General features: G+C 70.4%; 1 protein-coding gene. It reads right to left on the bottom strand.

Translation table 11 applies throughout. The features are described 5' to 3' along the window. Positions 1-11: 11 nt before the first annotated feature. On the bottom strand, positions 12-2,244 hold a 2,233-nt coding region (locus G6020_RS09165), incomplete at its 5' end, for an FdhF/YdeP family oxidoreductase (RefSeq protein WP_182610402.1).

Here is a 2,244-nt window from a genome sequence, read left to right as displayed (position 1 = left end):
CGCTGCGCTCGCTAGCGCTCGCTCCGCGGCTCGAACCGGACGGTCACCGCCTTGAAACCGGGCGTGTTGGACTCCCGCGCCACGTTCTGACGGTGGACCAGGTTGTTGGCCTCGGGGAAGTAGGCCGCGCAGCAGCCGCGGGCCGTCGGGTAGGACACCAGCCGGAACTCCTCCGCCCTGCGCTCGCTGGTCACGCCGTCCGCGCCGGTGAACACACTCACCACGTCGACCAGCTGGCGGTCCGCGAGGCCCAGGTCGCGCAGGTCATCCGGGTTCACGAGGATCACCCGGCGCCCCTCGGAGATGCCCCGGTAGCGGTCGTCGAGACCGTAGAAAGTGGTGTTGTACTGGTCGTGGGACCGCATGGTCTGCAGGATCAGGTGCCCGGCCGGGGCCTCCAGCCACTCGAGCGGTGACACCGTGAAGTGCGCGCGCCCGGACGGGGTGGCGAAGGACCGGGTGTCGCGCGGCGGGTTGGGCAGCACGAACCCGGACTTCTGTCGCACCCGCCGGTTGTAGTCGGTGAAGCCGGGGATCACCCGCGCGATGTGGTCGCGGATCACGTCGTAGTCCTCCGCCATCGCGCGCCACCCCACCGGGTGGTCGTGACCGAGGATCGCCTCCGCCATGCCCGCGACGATCTGCGGTTCGCTGAGCAACTGCTCCGACACCGGCTCCAGCCGCCCCTGGGACGAGCGGATCACCGACATCGAGTCCTCCACTGAGACGAACTGTGCCCCCCCGGGGTGGCGGTCGTCGCGGTCCGTCCGCCCGAGAGTCGGGAGGATGAGCGACGTCTGCCCGTGGACCACGTGGGAGCGGTTGGGCTTGGTCGACACGTGGACGGTCAGCCCGGTGCGTTGCATCCCCTTCTCGAGGACGTCGGTGTCCGAACAGGCCTTGGCGAAGTTGCCGCCCATGGAGACGAACACGTCCACGTCACCGCGCTCGAACGCCTCGAGCGTCTCGGTCGAGTCGTAGCCGTGCTCACGCGGCGAGGTGATGCCGAACTCGTCGTCGAGCCCGTCCAACAACCTCGCGCCCGGCTTCTCCCAGATCCCCATGGTCCGGTCGCCCTGCACGTTCGAGTGGCCGCGGACCGGGCAGGCGCCGGCGCCGGGTTTGCCGAAGTTGCCCTGCAGCAGCAGGACGTTGACGATCTCGCGCAGGGTGTCCACCGAGTGGGGCTGCTGCGTGAGTCCCAGAGCCCAGCAGATGATCGTGCCCCGCGAGTGCACGAGCAGCGTCGCCAGTCGCTCGACCTGGTCGCGGCGCAGACCCGTGGCCCGCTCGGTGGTCTCCCAGTCAAGCTCGGCACGCGCGGCGGCGTAGTCCCGGAAGCCCTCGGTGCACGTGTCCACGAAGTCGCGGTCCACGACCGTGCCGGGCGCGGCCTCCTCGGCCCGGAGCAGCAGGTGGCCCAGGGCCTGGAACAGCGCGAGGTCGCCACCCACCTTGATCTGCAGGAAGTCATCCGAGACGGTCTCGCCCCCGCCCTCGACCAGGCTCTTGGCGATCCCGGTGGGGGACTGCGGATCGGCGAACCCCAGCAGTCCGGCCTCGGGCAACGGGTTGACCGCCACCACGTGGGCCCCGCGCCGCCGGGCGTCGGTGAGGGTGGAGAGCATCCGTGGGTGGTTGGTGCCGGGATTCTGTCCGACGACGAGGATGACGTCCGCGTGATCGAAATCCTCGAGCGAGACAGTCCCCTTGCCGATGCCGATCGTGGGCGTCATGGCCGACCCGGAGGACTCGTGGCACATGTTGGAGCAGTCGGGCAGGTTGTTGGTGCCGATGGACCGCGCGAGAAGTTGGTACATGAACGCGGTCTCGTTGGCCGTCCGACCGGAGGTGTAGAACACGCAGCGGTCGGGCGAGGTGGCGGTGACGTGCTCGGCCATGAGCGCGAACGCCTCCCGCCAGCCGATCGGAGAGTAGTGCTCGTCGCCGGGCCTGAGCACCACCGGCTCGGTGATCCGGCCCTGGTTGCCCAGCCAGTACTCGGTCTTGTCCCGCAGCTCGCGGATCGGGTGGGCGGCCCACCACTCGGGGGTCACCGTCCGGGTCGTGGACTCCTCGGCCACCGCCTTGGCGCCGTTCTCGCAGAACTCCGCCGGCTTGCGCGGACCGGTGATGGACTCGGGCCAGGCGCACCCGGGGCAGTCCGTGCCGCCGCGGTGGTTGAGGCGGGCCAACGCCCGAGCCGTCCGGGTCGCCCCGGCCTGCGAGATCCCCCGCTCGAGC

This window comes from Dietzia sp. B19, assembly GCF_014145155.1.
Taxonomy (GTDB): Bacteria; Actinomycetota; Actinomycetes; order Mycobacteriales; family Mycobacteriaceae; genus Dietzia; species Dietzia natronolimnaea.
This window is presented reverse-complemented; position numbering and strand designations above follow the sequence as displayed.